Source organism: Actinomadura sp. RB99, from assembly GCF_014706005.1.
Lineage (GTDB): Bacteria > Actinomycetota > Actinomycetes > Streptosporangiales > Streptosporangiaceae > Spirillospora.
Window position 1 is genome coordinate 29,734 of sequence record NZ_JABMCA010000048.1, and the last position, 13,920, is coordinate 43,653.

11 protein-coding genes are annotated in these 13,920 nt (G+C 76.3%); 1 reads left to right on the forward strand and 10 read right to left on the reverse strand.

The genetic code is table 11. The features are described from left to right. Positions 1-5: 5 nt before the first annotated feature. From amrb99_RS33100 to amrb99_RS33110, 3 genes are read right to left on the reverse strand one after another with little or no spacing between them, the layout of a single operon-like run. On the reverse strand, positions 6-1,058 hold the full coding sequence (locus amrb99_RS33100; RefSeq protein WP_190863598.1) for a cation diffusion facilitator family transporter: 1,053 nt from the start codon (positions 1,056-1,058) through the stop codon (positions 6-8). Next, on the reverse strand, positions 1,055-1,444 hold the full coding sequence (locus amrb99_RS33105) for a metalloregulator ArsR/SmtB family transcription factor (protein ID WP_190863600.1): 390 nt from the start codon (positions 1,442-1,444) through the stop codon (positions 1,055-1,057). The genes amrb99_RS33100 and amrb99_RS33105 overlap by 4 nt, the downstream gene beginning before the upstream one ends. A 23-nt stretch (positions 1,445-1,467) precedes the next feature. Beyond that, positions 1,468-2,592, reverse strand: a complete 1,125-nt coding sequence (locus amrb99_RS33110; RefSeq protein WP_190863602.1) for a DUF6777 domain-containing protein — start codon at positions 2,590-2,592, stop codon at positions 1,468-1,470. 132 nt (positions 2,593-2,724) lie between these two features. Here amrb99_RS33110 and amrb99_RS51630 point away from each other — a divergent pair, with 132 nt between their 5' ends. Then, a complete protein-coding gene (locus tag amrb99_RS51630) occupies positions 2,725-4,638 on the forward strand; it encodes a serine/threonine-protein kinase (protein ID WP_241756162.1) in 1,914 nt (637 codons plus the stop codon). Here the strand turns inward: amrb99_RS51630 and amrb99_RS33120 are convergent, their stop codons facing one another. The 7 genes from amrb99_RS33120 to amrb99_RS33150 form a co-directional block, all read right to left on the reverse strand. After that, positions 4,639-5,781 (reverse strand): VWA domain-containing protein, encoded by a 1,143-nt coding sequence (locus amrb99_RS33120; protein ID WP_190863682.1) that lies wholly within the window; start codon positions 5,779-5,781, stop codon positions 4,639-4,641. A gap of 77 nt (positions 5,782-5,858) precedes the next feature. After that, entirely contained in the window at positions 5,859-8,144 is a 2,286-nt protein-coding gene (locus amrb99_RS33125; RefSeq protein WP_190863605.1) for a DUF5682 family protein, read from the reverse strand. Beyond that, on the reverse strand, positions 8,141-9,250 hold the full coding sequence (locus amrb99_RS33130; RefSeq protein WP_347256957.1) for an AAA family ATPase: 1,110 nt from the start codon (positions 9,248-9,250) through the stop codon (positions 8,141-8,143). Before amrb99_RS33130 ends, amrb99_RS33125 begins: the two co-directional genes overlap by 4 nt. Continuing rightward, positions 9,247-10,833 (reverse strand): DUF5691 domain-containing protein, encoded by a 1,587-nt coding sequence (locus amrb99_RS33135; RefSeq protein ID WP_190863607.1) that lies wholly within the window; start codon positions 10,831-10,833, stop codon positions 9,247-9,249. The genes amrb99_RS33130 and amrb99_RS33135 overlap by 4 nt, the downstream gene beginning before the upstream one ends. Continuing rightward, the gene (locus tag amrb99_RS33140) at positions 10,830-12,128 is read right to left on the reverse strand and encodes an SWIM zinc finger family protein (protein WP_190863610.1); all 1,299 of its coding nucleotides are present in this window, start codon (positions 12,126-12,128) and stop codon (positions 10,830-10,832) included. The genes amrb99_RS33135 and amrb99_RS33140 overlap by 4 nt, the downstream gene beginning before the upstream one ends. A 100-nt stretch (positions 12,129-12,228) precedes the next feature. Continuing rightward, positions 12,229-12,981, reverse strand: a complete 753-nt coding sequence (locus amrb99_RS33145) for a M50 family metallopeptidase (protein WP_347256958.1) — start codon at positions 12,979-12,981, stop codon at positions 12,229-12,231. 283 nt (positions 12,982-13,264) lie between these two features. Next, the gene (locus amrb99_RS33150; RefSeq protein ID WP_190863614.1) at positions 13,265-13,906 is read right to left on the reverse strand and encodes a hypothetical protein; all 642 of its coding nucleotides are present in this window, start codon (positions 13,904-13,906) and stop codon (positions 13,265-13,267) included. Between the last annotated feature and the right edge of the window lie 14 nt (positions 13,907-13,920).

Here is a 13,920-nt window from a genome sequence, read left to right on the forward strand (position 1 = left end):
GCGGGTCAGTGGTCGCAGGGGGCCGAGCCCGCGTGCTGGTGCGGCTGGTCGGCCTCGCCCACGTGCCGGGGGCCGTGCGAGTCCTCGCAGTGGCCGTGCCGGGACGGGCCGTCCACGTGATCGACCTCCAGCGTCGTGTGGGTGATCCCGTACGAGGCGCGCAGCAGGTCCTGCATGTCGCGGCGGACGGCGTGGCAGTCGCCCTTCGCGTCCACCAGCACGTGCGCCGACAGCGCCGGATAGCCGGACCCGACCTCCCACACGTGCAGGTCGTGCACCTCCTCGACGCACGGCCGCTCGGCCAGCCGGGAGCCCAGCTCGGACGGGTCGATGCCCGCCGGGGCGGCCTCCATCAGCACCCGTCCCGCGTCCCGCAGCAGCCCGTACCCGGCCTTCAGCATCAGCGCCGCCACCACGAGCGACGCGATCGCGTCCGCGCGGGCGACCCCCGTCGTCCACACCACCAGTCCCGCGACGGCGGTGCAGACGAACGCGAACAGGTCGTTCAGGATGTGCTGGAACGCGCCCTCCACGTTCAGGCTCGTCCGGTTCGCCCGGCTCAGCAGCCAGCTCGCGCCCAGGTTGACCACGATGCCCGCGAGGGCCGTCCAGAAGACGAACTGACCGTCGACCTCCGGCGGGCTGATCAGCCGGTGGACGCCCTCGTAGACGAAGAACGCCGCGAGCAGGATCAGCGTCAGCCCGTTCAGCTGCGCCGAGAGGATCTCCGCGCGGCGCATCCCGAACGTGAAACCGCCTTGCGGCGGGCGCGCCGCGATCCGCATGGCGACCAGCGCCAGCGCGATCGCGAACGCGTCGGTCAGCATGTGCGCGGCGTCGGAGAGCAGGGCGAGCGACCCGGCCAGCAGGCCGATCACGACCTCGCCCGCCATGTAGGCGACGATCAGGGCGAGGGCGCCGCCGAGCAGCCTCCGGTCCGCGTTGGCGGAGATGCCGTGCCCGTGGCCGTGTCCATGCCCATGGCCTTGGCTCTGGCCCTGGGCGTGCTCATGGCCGTGCCCATGCCCGTCCGGCTCGTTCCCCGGCTTCGCGGTCATGCGCCTTCCTCCCCGTGGCCGACGTGGGCGAGGGCGAGATCGAGCAGCATCCGGACGTGCGAGTCGTCCAGCCGGTAGTAGGCCATCCGGCCGGCCCGGCGGACCCGGACCACGCGGTTGGCGCGCAGCAGGCGCAGCGCGTGCGACACCGACGACTCCGACTGCCCGCAGGACGCCGCGATGTCGCACACGCACATCTCTCCCCCCTCGAGCAGCGCGGTGATCACCCGGAGCCGGCCCGGGTCGGACAGCAGCCCGAACACCTGCGCGAGCTCCCCGACCGCCTCCGCGCCCGGCATCGAGGCGGACACGAGGGCGACCTTCTCCGCGTCGACCACGCGGACGGCGCACGCCTCCGCGGGGATGACATCTGAAGCACTGCTCATATGAACAAATGTAGCAGCAGGGGTCAGAAGGCCGGGGACGACCCCGCGGAACCGCCGGGCGGCGCCATCGAGATCACCGGGCTCTGCGGCTCGTCGCCGGGCGTCCCGGCCCCCGTCCCGCCGGTGGCGCCGCCGGTCCCGGTGCCGCCCGACCCATCATCGCCGGTGCCGGTGCCGGTCGCGGTCCCCGTGCCCGGTCCGCCGCCGGGCGACACCCCCGGCTGCGAGATTTCCGGCGCCGGGGACCCCGGCGCGGGCGATCCCGGATCGGAGATCCCAGGCTCCGGCGACCCGGGGGCCGGCGACCCGTCGCCCGGCGCGGGGGAACCCGACGACCCCGAGTCGACCGGCGCCGGGGAGTCGCTGGGCGTGCCGCCCGACGGCTCCGTCTCGGTGGCCGGAAGCGGCAGCGGCGGCCCGTCGTCGCCGCCCGTGGTCGCGCGCGGCCGCTCGAAGCCCATCGTGGCGCCCGGATCGACGAGCACGAAGACCGTGATCGTGCCCTTGCGGGAATCCCGCGGCCGGATCCGCGTCACATTCCGCTTCTCGAATCCCGGCCACTTTCGGCCACTGTACCGCGCGTTCGACGTTTTGATCTTGCCCGCCGGCGCGGTCAGCGGATTCCCGCAATTGCACTTCACCGCCGGGACCCCGTAGCCATTGACCAGAACGCCCATTCCGGCCTGGAGCACGGCGCTCTCGCTCGTCGCCCTGCCGTCCCGGTAGCCGTGGTTGGTCACCAGGGTGTCGGTGCGCAGCAGCACCGGCGTCAGCCGCGACACGTACCGCGGGATGTCGCTCACCGGAATGCCCTGCACGCCCGCCCACGCGCGCGCCTTGTCCGGGTTGGCCTGCAGGAACGCGACGAGCCTGCGCTGGTCGCAGCTCGAGATCCGGCGCGTCCCGCCGTACAGGCCGGGCGCGTCGCCGTCCTTCGTGCCGCCCCGCGCCGGGCGCGTCGCCACCTTGACCTGGTCGGTGTTCGCCGCCAGGGTGTACGGGTCGCGCCCCGGCGAGCCCACGGTCAGCCGGGTGATGGTGGCCCCCGCGTCCCCGCAGCCCGCCAGCGTCCCCGCCGCCAGCACCAGCGCGCCGGCCGCCATGATCGGCATCCGGCCCCGCGCCATTCGTGAATTGATCTCGAGCATGCGTCGTCTCCCGCTCCGGGTTCGGTGAACCTATACTCTTGGATGCCGGGCGGCACCGATTAGTGCCCGGGAGAATACGGAATTCTTGCGCCCGGCCGGCGGCCGGCATTGCGGGACCTGACGGGGGTCACAATGGCGAGCCCGCTTCCCCTCACCGCCGCGGATCCCACCCGCCTCGGCGGCTACGAGATCCTCGGGCGGCTCGGCACCGGCGGCCAGGGCGTGGTCTACCTCGGCCGCCCCGCCGGCGCGGGCGACCGCGCGCCCGCCGCGCCGGGCCCGTCCGGCGCGCCGCCGCGCGTCGCCGTCAAGCTGCTGCACGCCCAGCTGCTCGGCAACGCCGCCGCGCGCGGCCGTTTCGTCCGCGAGCTGGCGCTGCTGCAGCGGGTCGCGGGGTTCTGCACCGCGCAGGTCCTCGCCGCCGACATGGACGGCGACCGCCCCTACATCGTCAGCGAGTACGTGCCGGGCCGGTCGCTGCGGGAGCTCGTGCTCGAACAGGGCCCGCGCACCGGCGCCGACCTGGACCGGCTGGCGATCGGCACGGTCACCGCGCTCACCGCGATCCACCGCGCGGGCGTCGTGCACCGCGACTTCAAACCGCAGAACGTGCTGATGGGCCTGGACGGGCCGCGCGTGATCGACTTCGGCATCGCCCGCGCGTTCGACGCCGGCGCCACGATGACCAGCCAGGTCGTCGGGACGCCCGCCTACATGGCCCCGGAGCAGTTCGCGGGACGGGTGTCGCCCGCCACCGACCTGTTCGCGTGGGCGGCCACGCTGCTGTTCGCCGCCACCGGCCGCGACCCGTTCGCGGGCGGCGCGCTGCCCGCCGTGATGTACCGGATCATGCACGAGACCCCCGACCTCGGCGCGCTGCCGGGCCCGATCGCCGAGGTCGCCGCCGGCTGCCTCGCCAAGGACCCCAAGGCCCGCCCCACCTCCGAGGACGTCCTGCTCCGCCTCCTCGGCGACCGTCCGGGCCCGCCGCACCCGCGCCTCGACCCGTCCGCCGCCCCCGCCACGGCGGCCCTCCCCGAACCCCCGACCGCCACCTGGACCGGCACCGCCGGCCCGGGCTCGACCCCTGCCCGAGGCGGCCGGCCCGGCGCTGCCTTTGCCTACGGCGCCCAACCTGGCGCCGTCCCTGCCCAGGACGCCCGACCCGGCTCGACCTCTGCCTCTGGCGCCCGGTCCGGCGCCATCCCTGGCCGAGGCGTCCAGCCTGGCGGCGCCGCCGGTGGCGCCCGGCCCGGTCCGTCTGGTTCCGGTGAGACCCCGCCTGGCGCCGCTCTGCCGGGCGCCGTTCAGCAGGGGCCGGCGCAGGTCGGGCCCGGGCCCGGCGCGTACGGCGCGGGGGAGGCACCGACCGCCGTGGGCTCCGGCGCCGGTCCCGGCTCGACCGAGGCCGCCGCGCCGGGCCTCCCGGCCGGTTCCGGCAGCCAGCCGGCGTGGGACGCCGCCGGGACGCAGGGCGCGGGCGCGGAGACCGCGTCCGCGGCCTACCGGCCGTCGCCCGAGAACTTCGCCCCCTCCGGGTACTCGCAGCCCATCGAGTACCGGCAGCCACTCCAGCCTCAGGGGCCACCTGACGCTCACGAGCCGTCCGGCCATCCGGGCCCGTTCGGTGACAGCGGGCGCCCGGGGCCGCAGGCGGCGCCCGCGCGGACGTACCGGCGGCTGCGGCGCGGACCGGGAGTCGTCACCGGTCTGGTGCTCGCGATGCTGCTCGCCGCGCTGGACGTCGTCGCGCTCGCGATCCTGATCGCCCGGCCGTCGCTCAGCGCCGGCCACCGGGGCGGGCTCCTCCCGCTGGTCGCGTCGTCGTTCACGCTGGTCGCGGTCGTCACGCTGGTCGCGGTGATCGTCGCGTGGCGGGGCAGCCGGGCGGCGGCGTGGACGGTCGTGGCCGCGCGGGTCGCCCGCGTCGCGATGTGGGCGGCGTGGGGCGGGCTGGTCCACGTGGAGCCCGCCGCGCTCGCCGGGCACGCCGCCCTCACCGCCCTGGTGGTGCTCCTGCTCGCGCAGGGCCTCTGGGCCTCCTGATCAGCGCCGCTCCGCCCACTGCCCGAGGTCGCGGCGCTCGATCGCGGCGGCCATCAGGTCCGGGAAGGCGTCCGGGGTGCAGGCGAACGCCGGGACGCCGAGCGCCGCGAGGGCCGCGGCGTTGTCGTGGTCGTAGGCCGGCGCGCCGTCGTCGGACAGCGCCAGCAGCACGACGACCTGCACGCCCGCCGCCGTCAGCGCCGCGACCCGCTGCAGCATCTCGTCCCGGACCCCGCCCTCGTACAGGTCGCTGACCAGTACCAGGATCGTCTCGTTCGGCCGGGTCACGAGGCCCTGGCAGTACGCGACCGCGCGGTTGATGTCCGTGCCGCCGCCGAGCCGGGTCCCGAACAGGACCTCGACCGGATCGTGCAGCTGGTCGGTCAGGTCGGCGACGGCGGTGTCGAACACCACCAGCGACGTCCGCAGCGACCGCATCGACGCCAGCACGGCGCCGAACACGCTCGCGTACACCACCGACGCCGCCATCGAGCCGCTCTGGTCGATCGCGAGGACCACGTCCCGCTGCACCGCCTGCCGGCGCCGCCCGTACCCGATCATCCGCTCCGGCACGAGCGTGCCGTGCTCGGGCAGGTAGTGCCGGAGGTTCGCGCGGATCGTCCGGTCCCAGTCGACGTCCGCGAGCCGCTTCGGCCGCCGCACCCGCGCGGACCGGTCGAGGGCGCCGCCGACCGCCGAGCGGGTCCGCTGCGCGAGCCGCCGCTCCAGCTCGTCGACGACCTTGCGGACGACGGCCCGCGCCGACTCCCGCGCCCGGTCCGGCATGACCTTGTTCAGCGACAGCAGCGTCCCGACCAGGTGCACGTCCGGTTCGACGGCCTCCAGCATCTCCGGCTCCAGCAGCAGCCGGGTGAGGTCGAGCCGCTCGATCGCGTCCTTCTGCATCACCTGGACGACCGTGGACGGGAAGTAGGCGCGGATGTCGCCGAGCCAGCGGGCGACCGACGGTGCGGAGTCGCCGAGCCCGGCGCCGCGGCGGCCCGGCCGGGGCCGGCTTCCTCCGGCGTCGCCGGCCCCGTAGAGCTTCTCGAGCGCCGCGTCCATCCGGACGTCGTCGCCGGTCAGGGACACCCCGGTGCCGTCGGCGCGCTCGCCGCCGAGCACCAGCCGCCACCGCCGCATCCGTTCCGGCCCGCCGTTCGCGGTGCCGTCGTTCGCGGTGCCGTCGTTGGTGGTGCCGTCGTTGGTGGTGTCGTCGTTCACGGGGCCTCCCAGCCGAGGACGCGCAGCGCCGTCGCGACGGCGGGCGCCGCGCGCTTCCCGTCGAGGTCGTCGCCGGGCGGGCGGGACGGCCCGGCGGCCCCGGCCCGGCGGACCCGCTCGCCGATCGCACGCCGCTCGGCGGCGGCGTACGCGCCGAACGTGCGGCGCAGCAGCGGCAGGACGTCGGTGAACGCGCCGGCGGGCAGCCCGGCGATCCAGCCGTCGACCAACCGGAGCAGTTCCTCGTCGTGTACCAGGACGAGCCCGCCGCCGGACAGGAACCCCTCCACCCAGGCGGCGGCGCGGGCGGGCGCCGCGCCGACCGACACGGCGCGCGCCATCCGGGCGGGGACGTCGTCCAGCCGGGCCGCGTCCAGCAGCAGCCGGGTGATCCGGCCTTCGAGCAGGCCGTGGAGGGTCTTGGGCCGGGCGATCAGGGCCGTCAGGGCCGCGCGCCAGCGTTCGAGGTGGTCCTCGTCGGCGAGCAGGGCGAGGGCGCCGTGCACGGAGTCGATGTGCCCGAGGAAGTCGCGGGCCGCGTCGTCGTCGAGGCCCGACACGGCGGGCGGCAGGCCGACGCACACCCGGACGACCAGGCCGTCCACTACGGTGCGCAGCGGGCCCGTCGCGGTGCCGCGCACGTCGCCGTAGCGGAGCGCGCGCACGAGCGCGGGCAGCGCCGCCATCAGGTGCGCGACGTCGGTGTCGAGCGCGGCCCGGTCGGCGAGGGCGCGCATCACCGTCGGCAGCGCGTCGCCGAGGTCGGCGAGCAGGCAGCGCTCCGCGACGGACGTCAGCTCCGGCAGCGTCCCGGCCTCGGCGGCCATGGCCTCAGCGCGGGCCGTCGTCGCGTCCCGCACGGTCGTGCCCCACGCGCTCGCCTCGATCAGCTCGACGTCGAACTCGGGCCGCCACATCAGCGTCCACGTCTCCCGGAACGTGCCCTTCGACCGGCTCTCGGCGGGCACGCCCCAGTCGACGTCGAGCAGCCGGAGCCGGTGCAGCAGCCGGCTGCGCTCCAGGTCGGTGGGCTTGCGGAGGTCGAGGTCCTGCTCCTTGCCGAGCGCGGACGGCTTGAGCCGCAGCCGCCGCTGCTCGGCCTGCAGGTCGCGCTGGAGCGGCACCATCGGGGTCCGGTCCGGGACGGCGCCGAGCCGCTCCCCGACGACCATCCGCTCGCGGATCAGCTCGACGGGCGCCTCCGCGCCCTCGCACAGCACCGCGCGGGTCGCCTCGGTGACCTCGTCCAGCCCGGCCAGCGGGCGGCCGCGCAGCGCGGCGAGCGCCTCCGCCAGCCGGACCGCCTCGATCACGTGGGCGGACGAGACGTGCAGGTCCTCCTCGCGCAGCAGCCGCGCGGCGGCGGCGAGCCACCGCTCGACCGGCCGGTCCGGCGCCGCGAACAGGTGGTGGTACCAGCCGGGGGAGCGGACGCCCGCGCCGTACCCGGAGCGGCCCGCGAGCCGCCCGTGCGTCCACGGCACCCACGTCATCGCGACCTTCGTCTTCGGCAGCCCGCGCAGCGTCCGGTCGTCGTGCGTCGCGGGGACCCTCGCGCGCAGCGCGGGGACGTGCCAGGCGCCGCAGACCACCGCGACCCGCTCGAACCCCTCCTTGAGGGCGCGGCGCACGGTCCGGCGCATGTGGGCCTCGCGCTGCTCCTCGCGGCGGTCGGCCCGGGACGGCTCCACCCGCTCGCGCAGCTCGGCCATGGCCTCCGCGATCGCGGGGAACGGCGAGGGGCCCTCGTGGCGGTGCTCGACGACGTCGTCCCACCAGCGTTCGGTGTCGTCGTAGCCCGCCGCCTTGGCCAGCGTCCCGAGCGGATCCAGCCGGACGTCCTCCGGCGGCGCGGCGCCCGCCGCCCCGTCCCCGGGCTCCTCGCCGCCGGGTCCGGCGCCGGTGGGGTCGGCGCCGTCCGGTTCGGGCGGGACGAGCTGCTGCGCCGCGGGCAGGTCGCAGAACCGGACGGCCGCGCCCGCCGCCAGCCCGTACCGGATCGCCTGCCATTCCGGGCTGAACTCCGCGAACGGCCAGAACGCGGCCTTCCGGTCGTCCTTCCCCGCCGCGCCGCCGGGCGGGCCGGCGGGGGAGTAGGCCAGCAGCGCGACCGGCGGGACCATGCCGGGGTCGCCGGCCAGCTCGACGATCGCGTCGGCCTCCGGCGGACCCTCGATCAGGACCGCGTCCGGACCGAACTCCTCCAGCGCGCCGCGCAGCGCGCGCGCCGAACCGGGACCGTGGTGGCGGATCCCGAAGACCTCGACCCGTCCAGCCGTCAAGACACCTCCCGGCAGGCGCGGTAGAAGTCCCGCCACTCCGGGCGGTCCCGCACGACCGCCTCCAGGTACTCCTGCCACACCACCCGGTCCGACACCGGGTCCTGGACGACGGCGCCGACGAGGCCGCCCGCCACGTCCGCGGCCCGCAGCACCCCGTCGCCGAAGTGCGCGGCCAGCGCCAGCCCGCTGGTGATCACCGAGATGGCCTCGGCGGTGCTGAGCGTCCCGCTCGGCGACTTCAGCTTCGTGCGGCCGTCGGACGTCAGGCCCGAGCGCAGCTCCCGGAACACGGTGACGACCCGGCGGATCTCCTCCAGGCCCGCCGGCGCCTGCGGCAGCTCCAGCGACGCGCCGATCCGGTCGACGCGGCGGGCCACGATGTCCACCTCGTCCTCGACGGTGTCGGGCAGCGGCAGCACCACCGTGTTGAACCGCCGCCGCAGCGCGCTGGACAGCTCGTTCACGCCCCGGTCGCGGTCGTTCGCGGTCGCGATGACGGTGAAGCCCTTGCGCGCCTGCACCTCGGTGCTCAGCTCCGGGACCGGCAGCGTCTTCTCCGACAGCACCGTGATCAGGGCGTCCTGGACGTCGGACGGCATCCGGGTCAGCTCCTCGATCCGCGCCACCGACCCGCGCCGCATCGCCCGCATCAGCGGGCTCTCCACCAGCGCCTTCTCCGACGGGCCCTCCGCGAGCAGCCGGGCGTAGTTCCAGCCGTAGCGGATCGCCTCCTCCGCCGTCCCGGCCGTCCCCTGCACCAGCAGCGTCGAGTCGCCGCTGATCGCCGCCGCGAGGTGCTCCGACACCCACGTCTTCGCGGTGCCGGGCACGCCGAGCAGCAGCAGCGCCCGGTCGGTCGCCAGCGTCGCCACCGCGACCTCCATCAGCCGCCGCCGGCCGACGTACTTCGGCGAGACGATCGTGCCGTCGGGCAGCTCCCCGCCCAGCAGGTACGTCGTGACGGCCCACGGCGACAGCCGCCAGCCGGGCGGCCGGGGCCGGTCGTCGTGCTCGGCCAGCCGGGCCAGCTCTCCGGCGTACTCCTGCTCGGCGTGCGGGCGCAGCACTCCGGCGGGTACGGGGTCTCCGGTCACGGGTTCGGTCACGGGGCGAGCTCCTTCAGCATCTCGTCGCGGAAGCGCAGGGTGGTGATCAGGGCCGGGACGGCGCGCGGCAGGGCCCGCCCCGGCTCCTCGGGCGGGCGCCGGGCGAGCAACTCCTCCAGCCGGGACGCGGCGGACGGGTCGAGGCGCTGCTCGGCGAGCCGGCACAGCTGGGTCAGGGCGTGCTCGTCGCGGCGGGTGGAGGCGGGCCGCCCGGCGGACGCGGCGAGCGTGCCGACCACGGCGGCCGCGAGGTCGCCGGTCCACGGTCCGGGCACCCGCTCCAGGATGGGCGGCAGCTCGGACCGGCCCTCGACCCAGCGGATCAGCCCCGCCGCCGCGGCGTCCCGCTCGCCGGCGGGCAGGACCGCCAGCAGGTCGGCGAGCGCGCCGGGCTCGTCCACCATGACGCCGCCCTTCAGCAGCGCGCGCGCCCACGCGGCGTCCTGCTGCTTCAGCGCGGCCCGCGCCCACCCGATGTGGACGTCGCGGGCGTCGCCGTCGTGCTCGTCCCGGCCGGACCGCCCCTCGGCCGCCCCGGCCGCCGCGACCGGCAGGCACACGATCTCCATCGGCGGCAGCCCGAACAGGTCCGTCCAGGTGCCGAGCGGCGTGCGGGCGAGGATCTCGCGCAGCCAGGCCGCCCGCGTCCCCACCGGGCGCCCCCCGCCGCCGGGCGCGAACGACCCGCCGGGATGGAACGGGACCCCGTCGCGCGCCAGGTCCTCGTCGTGCGCGGTCGGCGGCTCGACCATGATCCATGTCTGCTCGCGGCCCCGGACGGTGCGGACCCGCGGGACCAGGCAGGCGCGGGCGCGCGCTGCCATCCGCCGCCCGTACGCCGAGCCGGGCAGCCGGGCGAGCAGGTCGGCGGCGAGCTGCCGGACGTCCTTGCCGCGGTCCTCCAGCGCCGACTCCAGGAACTCCTCGTCGTCGGGCGACAGCCCGGCCCGGAACGTGCCGAGGAAGGCGGCGCGGTCGGGCGCGGGCTCCTTCGCCCACGTCTCCCCCAGCGCCTCGCGCGCGGCGGCGGGATCGGCATGGCGCAGCGCGGTCAGGTACGCGGCCCGCTGGTTGCGGGTGCCGGTCTCCCACACCTCGGCGCCGCCGCCCGGATCGCCGCCCGCCCCGACCAGGTACGCCCAGTCGGTGTTCCGCAGCGCCAGCCACACGCCGCGCCGCCCGGCCGCGCGGCTGATCGACGGCCGCAGCATCCGGTCGCCGCGGCCGCGTTCGAGCAGGTCGGGCAGCAGGCGCGCCGGAACCCGCAGCCCGCGCTCCGCCGCCGCGTCCAGCCATTCGGGCAGCACCTGGACGTACTCGCCGCGCAGGATCCGGCCGAGCCGGTCGGCCGCCGCGGGCGGCACGACCGGCGCCTCCTCGGCGGGCGCCGGGGCGATCACCTCGGCGGCTCCGCGGCCGGGGACGCGCCCGGCCCGCCGCGCGACCGTCAGCAGCGCGGCCTGGTCCAGCAGCCGGCCCGCCTTGTCGGGGTCGGGGCCGTCCGGCGCCTCCGGCAGGACGGGCGGGTCGCGGCGCTCGGTGCCGAGGAGCGCGGCGGTGACGTGCTCGTTCCAGCCGGTCACAGCAGCACGGCCCCTTCGTCGGCCTGCCAGGCGGTCAGCGGCCGGAGCCCCTCCGGCGTCCACTCCCCGGCGAGCGTGACGGGCCCGCCGCCGGACACCGCCAGCAGCCGCCAGGGATCGGCGGTCCGCAGCGGCAGCGCGTCGCCCGCCTCGTCGACCACGTGCAGGCCGCCGCCCTCGCCGCGGGCGAGCCGCACCCCGTCCAGCGTCGCGGGCCAGCGCTCCAGCCACGGGTCGCTCGCCAGCGCCGCGGCGTGGTCGTCCAGGAACCCGGCGACGGACGTCCCGCCCGGCGCCGCCGGGACGGCCGGGCCGTGGCGTTCGGCGACCAGCGCCCGCAGCGGCCGGGCCCCCGGATAGAAGGCCAGCTCGGCGTCGACCTCCGTGCCGACGGCCAGCGAGGAGTCCAGCGCCGCGCCGGGCGCGGCGAACGACAGCACGAGCGCGGGACGCCCGCTCTCCCGCCCCCGCAGCCAGATCCGGCGGGTGGTGAGCTGGTCCTGCACGGTGTCCCGCGCCCCCGTCACGCACCAGCGGTCCCGGACGCGCTCCCCATGACCCAGCACGTCGTCCTGCGCGACGGTGAAACCGACCCGCGAACGCACGGTGTCGCGCAGCCCGTCGGGCAGTTCCTCCCGCCGCCGGTAAGCCCGGACGAGCAGCCGCAGCAGCGCGTACTCCTCCAGCAGCCGGTCGGGCCAGCCGGGCTGCCGGGGGATCGCCGCGAGCGCCCTGACCTGCCCCGCCAGCGCACCGGCCTGCGCGTCGACGAGCCGGCGCGCGGCGTCGTCCCACAGCCCGTAGGGCGCCTTCTCCGCCTGCGCGAGCCCGTGGGTCACCTGGTCGCGGAACCACTGGTCGAGCTCGGCGAGGCCGTCCTCGACCCGCCGCTCGCGCCGCTCCACCGTCTTCGGGTCACGCGCCTTCGCCGCGCCCGCCGCCTTGCGCTCGAGCGCCTTCCCGGCCCGGTCGCGGCGCTGCTCGATCCACTCCGCGGCCCAGCCGGGGCGCGCCCCGGCCGCGACCGCCCCGTCCGACCACAGGAGCAGCAGCCCGAGGACGTGCTTGCACGGAACCTTGCGGCTCGGGCACGAGCAGCGGAACGCCGGCCCGGCCAGGTCGGCGCACGCCCGGTAGACACTGCTGCCACTGCCCTGGCACTCGCCCCAGACGGCCTCGTCGTCGCAGCCCGTCCCGCCCCACCGGGCCGGCCGGGCGACGCCGCCGGCCGCCTTCGCGGACGCCGCGTCCGGCGCCAGCGCGGCGACCCGCCCCCGATCCCATCGACCGCTCACCCCCCGAAACTATCCGCCCCGTCCGACATTCTCAGCGTGATGTTCCCCCGGCCGCGACCGGGAGCCGCCTGGTAGGCGGTCCGCGCGACGGGCGGTCGGCTCACTGGCCGGGGAGGGTGGGGAGGTGGAGGGAGACGTCGGGGAAGAGGAGGGCGCCGCCGGCGAGGAGGGCGACGAGGGCGGTGGCGCCGAACAGGGTGACCCACGCCAGGCCAGGGACGCCGGTGAGGTGCGCGAGCTGGTCGGCGTCGGAGCTCGGCGCCATGTGCCGGGCGCGCATCCGCTGCAGCTCGATCACCGGCCGCGTCGCGGCGAGGAGCAGGAACCAGGCGGCGAGGTAGGCGAAGCCGGCCTGGACCTCGGCGCCGCCGAACCAGGACACCAGGAAGACGACCGCGCCGGTCGCGACGACCGACAGCGCGCCGTAGGCGTTGCGGATCATCACGAGCATCGCGGCGAGCAGGGCGAGGGTGAACCAGAGCATCAGCGTGATGCGGCCGGCGGCGAGCAGCAGCGCGAAGAACAGGCCGAGCAGCGGCGGCGTCACGTACCCGGCCATCGCGGTGAAGATCATTCCGGGGCCGTGCGGCTTGCCGCGCGACACGGTGACGCCGGAGGTGTCGGAGTGCAGCTTGATGCCGTCCAGCTTGCGGCCGGTGAGCAGGGCGATCAGCGCGTGCCCGCCCTCGTGCGCGATCGTCACGGTGTTGCGCGCGACCCGCCAGGTGGGGCCGTGCAGCACCGCGGCCAGCGCGACGACGCCGACGAGGACGACGAGCCACCACGGGGGGTCCGGCTGCGTTCCCGTCACGCGGTTCCACAGGTCGGCGATGCTTGCGTGTTCCACGTCCACCTCGGGGTCGTCGGTCGGGGGATGCCCAACATTAGGACGTCGGGGATAACGTTCGCGTTCGGTTCGTGACGCTAGGGATGCGGCGAAGTCCACCGGAACCGACATCGGACGGCACGGGTGATCGGCCGGTTGTGTTCCACGTCACGCCTACTGTCGCGTAGCTCGCGCTTTATCGAGACTCGCCGGATATGGCGTGACCGCGCCGCCGGGAGAGACGTCCGCGGGGCTCGGCTGGACGCGGTTCGACCCGCTCCCGGACGTCCGCCCGCCCCGAGTCGCCGCGCTAGGGACGCGGGGGCAGGCCGACGGCGATCTCGCCGCCGAGGACCGCGCCCGACTCCAGGTCCAGGTCGTCGCCGCTCCAGAACCGGCCCGGGTCGAACCAGTTCGGGCGGCGGCCCTTCGGCAGCAGCCCCATCGCCTGGTACGTCACCGCGACGATCTCCGCGCAGAACGCCGTCTCCAGGTTCATGTCGCGCTCGGCCGGGCGGCGGATCGGGACCCGGCCGCGCAGCCACCGCGACGCCAGCCGCGACGTGGACGGGAACGGCGTGCCGTCCAGCCGGGCCACCGCGCGCAGCGCCGCGTCCTCCATCTCCCCGGACGCCGGCGGGTCGAGCTGCCGCAGCCAGGCCCGCTGCCCGTACCGGTCGCCCCATGTCAGCACGGCGTCGCGCAGGTCGTGGAGCTGCGCGCCGCGCTGGTGGCCGCCCGACCACAGGTCCGGCAGCGAGCGGCCGAGCTCGGCGTGCCACATCAGCGGCGGCAGGTCGTCGATGACCAGCGACATGCCGACGTGGTTCACCGGGCTGTTCGTCGTCATCTGGATGGCGCGGTCGGCGACCGTCCGGCCGCGGAACAGCCACACGTCGCCGGTGCGGGTCAGGTCGGCGGCCTCGTCGAGGGAGATGCTCGTGCCCGGCATGGTCGATACCGTAG

What these genes read in the sequence shown, in the direction of transcription:
- amrb99_RS51630 (WP_241756162.1), top strand. Translation starts at nt 2,725, where the DNA reads ATGGCGAGCCCGCTTCCCCTCACCGCCGCGGATCCCACCCGCCTCGGC.
- amrb99_RS33105 (WP_190863600.1), bottom strand. Translation starts at nt 1,444, where the DNA reads ATGAGCAGTGCTTCAGATGTCATCCCCGCGGAGGCGTGCGCCGTCCGC.
- amrb99_RS33100 (WP_190863598.1), bottom strand. Translation starts at nt 1,058, where the DNA reads ATGACCGCGAAGCCGGGGAACGAGCCGGACGGGCATGGGCACGGCCAT.
- amrb99_RS33110 (WP_190863602.1), bottom strand. Translation starts at nt 2,592, where the DNA reads ATGCTCGAGATCAATTCACGAATGGCGCGGGGCCGGATGCCGATCATG.
- amrb99_RS33150 (WP_190863614.1), bottom strand. Translation starts at nt 13,906, where the DNA reads ATGCCGGGCACGAGCATCTCCCTCGACGAGGCCGCCGACCTGACCCGC.
- amrb99_RS33120 (WP_190863682.1), bottom strand. Translation starts at nt 5,781, where the DNA reads ATGCGGCGGTGGCGGCTGGTGCTCGGCGGCGAGCGCGCCGACGGCACC.